Source organism: Cupriavidus sp. 05T41, from assembly GCF_056396525.1.
Genome location: NZ_JBFTLQ010000166.1, coordinates 1 through 5,577, shown reverse-complemented (window position 1 = coordinate 5,577; position 5,577 = coordinate 1). Strand labels below are relative to the sequence as shown.

Below are 5,577 nucleotides of genomic sequence, written 5' to 3'. Positions count from 1 at the left end.
CGTCCGGCGCGCGCGGAGCGGCGCCATGAGCCGCCGCGCGCTGMTGGCCGCCGTGCTGGTGCTGGCTTGCCTGCTGGCGATGTTGCCCGCGCTGGCCGCGCCCGGCGACGGGCCGGCAAGCATGGCGCGCGCCCACCTGGAACCGCCCGGACCGGTCGCGGCCGGACAGCCCGTGCGGCTGGTGGTGGATGCGCTGACCACCAACTGGTTCACGCAGGCGCCGGTCTTTCCCGCGCTGGATATCCCGGGCGCCATCGTCAGCCCGCCGGGAGACGATGCCAGCAACCTGAGCGAGGACATCGGCGGGCAGCGCTGGTTCGGCGTGTCGCGCAGCTACATCATCACGCCGCAGTCCKGCGGCGACCTCGCCATTCCGCCGCTGGAGCTGACCCTGCAGGTGGGCGAGGCCGCCGGCCCGGTCAAGGTCAGGACGCCGCCGCTGACCCTGGCGATCAAGGCAGTGCCGCGCCCGCCCGGCGCCGGGAATGCCATCGGCACCGTGCGCCTCGAGGTGCGCCAGACGCTGGACCGTGACCTGCGGGCGCTAAAGCAGGGCGACGCCTTCACCCGCACCATCGAGATCAGCGCGGACGGCGTGCAGGCCATGCTGCTGCCACCCACCGTGTTCGCGCCGGTGAGCGGGCTGGCGGTCTATCCCAAGGCGCCGCGCGTGGAAGACATCAGCCGCGAGCGCCAGGGATTCCTCGGCGGCCATCGCATCGATGCGGCCACCTACGTCGTGCAGCGCCCCGGGCGCTACACGCTGCCGGGCGTCAGCGTGCAATGGTGGGACGTGCGCGCGGGCCGCTTGCGCACTGCCAGCGTGCCGCCGCTGCATTTCAGCGCGGCGGCGGGCGGGGGCTACCAGCCGGCCGTCGCCATCCCGGGCGAGTCCCCGGCGGCGCTGGGTGGCGGCACCTCCCGCTTCGCTGTCCGGCAGGTGGCGGGGGCCATCGTCGCGGTTGCGTTGCTCGCGTTTGCGGCATGGCTGCTGCTGCCACGCCTGCGCCTGCTGTGGGCGCGCGCGCGGGCATCGCGGCGACGGCGGCTGCTCGCCCGGGACGGGTCGGAGCGGGCTGCCTTCATGCGGCTGCGGCGCGCCTTGCGGGGCAGCGGGCAGGGAGCGCCCGGCGCGCTCTACGCCTGKCTGGACCGGCTGGCAGCGAAGCGGGGCAGTGGACTGGCTGGTCCGGCCACGCTGGCCGATGCCGGGCGTGCTGCCGCGCGTGSGCCTTTCACGGAGGCGGGCCAGGCGTGGCTTGCGAGCAACTATGGTGGCGCGCAAGCCGTGGCGGCGGGCCCGGCCGTCGATGCGGCACTCGACCGGTCCCTGGATGAGGCCCGGCACGTGCTCGCCGCGCAGCCGCCGGCGCGGCGCGGCCATGCGCGGGAACTGCCACCGCTCAACCCCGGCGGCGAGCAAGCGGCTAGCAGGCAGCAAGCAGGCAGCAAGCAGGCAGTTAGCAGGCAGCTAGCAGGCGCTAGCAGGCAGCTAGCAGGCGGGGCATGAGCGGAACAGAGGCCGGCCAGGGGCGGTGGGATATGTCCTTGCMGAAAATCTTTGCCACCGGCCGGGAAAACATTCAGTTCAGGCCAGGTGCGATCCCCCGCAGAATACTTCGCACGCCCGCGCGGCGCCCGGCGTTGCCGGCGCCACGGCATCCCCGCCCACGGTCCGAGGTGAACCCAATATGCGCCCCACGCTGACCAAGCAATTCGCCATCGCCTTGCCGCTCCTGCTGGGCGCGGCGCACGCGCAAGCCACCGAAGGCGCGCTCGGGCGGCCCGTCACGGGCACCAGCGTCACGCCCAATGCGGGCATCGTGGCGCCGGAGCCCATCCTCGCCGTCAATCTCGGCGAGATCTACCTGAACGGTTCCATCGGCGGCGGCCGGGAAGTGCCGATCGGTGGCCAGACCACGCTCGGCGTGGATGGCAAGGTGGCCTTCACCCTGGCTACCATCATGAAGGTGTGGGACACCAAGACCGGCGCGTGGAATTTCGCTTCCAGCTTCACGCTGCCCTATGTCTGGACCCAGGTGAACGCCACCGTGGCGGTGGGCCGCCTGCAGGGCGGCAGGCAGGACACGGCATCCAACCTGTTCGACATCGCTTTCACGCCGGTCATCGCCGGCTACCACTTCTCCAAGACCGAGCACATCGCCTTGAGCTTCAATATCTGGGCTCCCACCGGAAAGTACGACGCCAGCTCCCTGGCCAATCCCAGCCTCAACAACTGGACGTTCATCCCGCAAGTGGCGTACACCCGGATCCTGCCGCAGTACGCAATGCAGATCAACGTGGTGGCGGGCCTGCAGTTCTACACGCGCAACAGCGCAACGGACTACCAGAACGCGCCGCTGTTTACGCTCGACACGATGCTGACCAGGCAGTTCGGCCATGGCTTCGGGGCCGGCCTGATCATCGGCACCACCCAGCAGCTTGGCAACGATACCGGGCCCACCGCCGACCGGCTCAATGGCTTTCGCGGACACGACTGGGCGATCGGGCCGATMGTGACCTACGACAGCAAGATCGGCGCGAAGAGCATGCTCTCGCTCGGCCTGCGCTGGGTGCCGACGGTATCGAGCCAGAACCGGCTGAGCAGTACCAGTACCTTCATGGGAACCGCGACTGTCGTGTTCTGACGAAAAAGGGCTTGGCCAGCCCCCTTCGCGCGTTCCCTGCGGATCAGGCGAATTCGATTTTTTCGCTACCCGAATGGGTGATGGCATTGGGCCGGTTTTGCCGCCGGGTGGCACCGCCATCGCGCCGCCTGTCTGCCGCGCAGCACTTTCCCCTMTTTTGTGCGCTGCCATGTGCTGCCGCGCTCTCTCGCCTACGAAAACTTTCACTACGGGACACGCTGCCAGCACCTACAAATTAAKAAGCTAATTTTGCTTAGCTAAGTCGCAAATCGGTAAGCCGGAGACGCAGGGGCGAAGGCGTCCGCGAGAACGCAGCCCCGGCCTTCATTCTGATAATGGCAACGAAGGTAAGCCCTGCAATTGCCAAACCAAAGGGGCGGCGGTGGCGATTGGAATGCGAAACACGACGGATGCCCTGACCACGTCAGGCCGAAGGACCAAGGGCGCGAGCCGGCCGCCCGCCGTGGCCCAGTTGCGCGACAGCAGGGCCGCGCCGATGCCGCGCGGCCACACGCGCTACCTGCGCACCTTTGTCGACCTGGCCGAGCGCGGCACGGTGCACGCCGTGGCCCAGGCCAACGGCATCCAGTCCTCCTCGGTGCTGTACCACCTGCAGGCGCTCGAAGACCGCCTTGGCGCGCTGTTCATACCAGGCGCGGAGAAGGGCGCGCTGGTGCCGACCGCCAGGGCGCTGGAGATCCTGCCCAAGGTGCGGCGCATGCTCGGCATTCTCGACGATGCGTGCTCCGGCCGCGCGCCGCCGCTTGCCGACTGCGTCGGGCTGGCGCGCGTGCGCCTGGCGGGGCCGATCGATCTCGCCGCGGAGCTGGTGGTCAAGGTGGTCAGGACCACGGTGCCGGTCAGCCGGCTCAGCTTGTCGCATGCCAGGCAAGGCCAGGCGGAGCCCGGCGGCGACCTGGAGATCGTGGTGTCGCTGGGCGAGACCCGCCTGGAGGGCAGGGGCTGCACGGTGGCCAGGATGCAAAGCTCGCTGATTCCGGTGTTCTGCCGCTCGCATGCCGGCCCTCGCTGTGCGGCTGGCGGGGCCGCGCCATGCCTGATCCCGGAAGCGCTACTCGGCCTCTCCGGCCAGATCGACAACTGGATCCACACGGTCAGCGCGCTGGGCGCAGCGCGGGTTTCATCGCTCTCGATGGAGGCGCTGCTCGATCTCGCGCAGGCCAGGCCGGCGGCCATCCTGCTGCCTGCACCGGGACTGGAAAGCGCGCTGCAGGCACGGGATTTCGCCGTGCTGCCCACGTCCGGCCTGTTCGGCCAGCCGCCGCCGGTGGAGCTGTGCATCGCTGCCATCGCGCACGATCCGGCCTTGCGCCGCACCGCGCACAGGGTACGCGCGCAGTTGCAGCGCAGCCTGGCGGCGGCGCTGCCCAATGCCCGCTACGACACGGAAGCCGCGGTGCCGGCATGAGGCTGGCCGATGCCGTACCGCGACGATGAAATCATTCAGATCGAAGGCGCAAAGAATTGATTTCCGTTTTGCCGTGCGATTTGCGAGCATGGCTGCGCAGTTGTGAGGATATCTTTGCATTGCCTACGGCAGGAGGCGGGATGGGACGGAGCCGGAACAGCAAACGGCGCAACGAGGCGATGGCCGGGGCCAGCACGGCAAACGCGGCCATGGCGCCGGCGGCGGCACTGCCGGCCAGCGCGGCGCTGCGGYGCCGCAGCGTTCTGCTCGGCGGCGCGTTGCTGTGCGTGGCGGTGGCGGCAGGCGGCGCATTTTCTTACTGGCGGGGCGGCACGGACGCGGCCCGGCCAGTCGGTGTGCAAGCCGGCGACGGCGTCCACGGCCCGGCCGGCATGGTGCATGTGCCCGGCGGGGAGTTCCTGATGGGCAGCGACCACAAGCTGGCGCAGCCCAACGAGCGGCCCGCGCACAAGGTGCGCGTGCACGGTTTCTGGATGGACCAGCACCACGTCACCAATGCCGAATTCCGCAAGTTCGTGCAGGCTACCGGCTACGTCACCACCGCGGAGAAGCCGCCCGACTGGGAAACCCTGAGGGTCCAGCTGCCGCCTGGCACGCCGCGGCCGCCGGACAGCGCAATGGTGGCGGGTGGCATGGTGTTCGTCGGTACCGCCGGCCCGGTGCCGCTGCAGGATTACTCGCGCTGGTGGCGCTACGTGCCCGGCGCCGACTGGCGCCATCCCGGCGGCCCCGACAGCAGTATCGCGGGCAAGGACGATCACCCCGTCGTGCAGGTCTCCTACGAAGATGCGCAGGCTTATGCGAAGTGGGCCGGCAAGCGGCTGCCCACCGAGGCCGAATGGGAGTTCGCCGCGCGCGGCGGCCTGGAGCAGGCCACCTACGGCTGGGGAGACCAGTTCGCGCCCGACGGCAAGCAGATGGCCAATGTCTGGCAGGGCCAGCAGGCGCAGCCATTCCCGGTGGTCAGCGCCAAGGCGGGCGGCGCGCTCGGCACCAGCGCGGCCGGCACCTTCCCGCCCAACGGCTATGGCTTGTCCGACATGACCGGCAACGCCTGGCAATGGGTGGCCGACTGGTATCGCGCCGACCAGTTCKAGCGCGAGGCCGTGGCCAGGCGCACCATCGATTCTCCGGCGGGTCCCGCGCAGTCGTGGGACCCGGCCGACCCTGGCGTGCCGGTGACGGCGCCCAAGCGGGTCACGCGCGGCGGCTCCTTCCTCTGCAATGAAGACTATTGCCTGAGCTACCGGCCCAGCGCCCGGCGCGGCACCGATCMGTACAACAGCATGTCGCACCTGGGTTTCCGGCTGGTCATGGACGACGCCAAATGGGAGGCCCTGCGCGAGCAGGGGCAAGCGGCGCTGGCGCAGGCCACGGCGGGCCAGCCTGCCGCGCGCCACTGAGGGAGGAGCCGGCCATGMCGCGTTTCACGTTGTTGTCCTGCCACGCGCGCCGATGCCAGGCCGCCGGGCTCGCGGC

The 5,577-nt window shown here is 70.0% G+C and carries 4 protein-coding genes; all 4 read left to right on the top strand.

All coding sequences use genetic code 11. The annotated features are described in order from the left end of the window. On the top strand, positions 1-1,510 hold a 1,510-nt coding region (locus tag AC1DKV_RS39930), incomplete at its 5' end, for a hypothetical protein (protein ID WP_477139693.1). A gap of 181 nt (positions 1,511-1,691) precedes the next feature. Beyond that, a complete protein-coding gene (locus tag AC1DKV_RS39925) occupies positions 1,692-2,648 on the top strand; it encodes a SphA family protein (protein WP_441619257.1) in 957 nt (318 codons plus the stop codon). A gap of 394 nt (positions 2,649-3,042) precedes the next feature. Further along, positions 3,043-4,077: a LysR family transcriptional regulator gene (locus AC1DKV_RS39920; RefSeq protein ID WP_441619259.1), complete on the top strand. Its 1,035-nt coding sequence runs from the start codon at positions 3,043-3,045 to the stop codon at positions 4,075-4,077. Between the two features lie 140 nt (positions 4,078-4,217). Beyond that, the gene (locus tag AC1DKV_RS39915; protein WP_477139692.1) at positions 4,218-5,501 is read left to right on the top strand and encodes a formylglycine-generating enzyme family protein; all 1,284 of its coding nucleotides are present in this window, start codon (positions 4,218-4,220) and stop codon (positions 5,499-5,501) included. The last annotated feature ends 76 nt before the right edge of the window (positions 5,502-5,577 follow it).

Bases quoted from the DNA above. Each gene is read 5' to 3' on its own strand.
- AC1DKV_RS39920 (WP_441619259.1), top strand. From the start codon at position 3,043: ATGCGAAACACGACGGATGCCCTGACCACGTCAGGCCGAAGGACCAAG.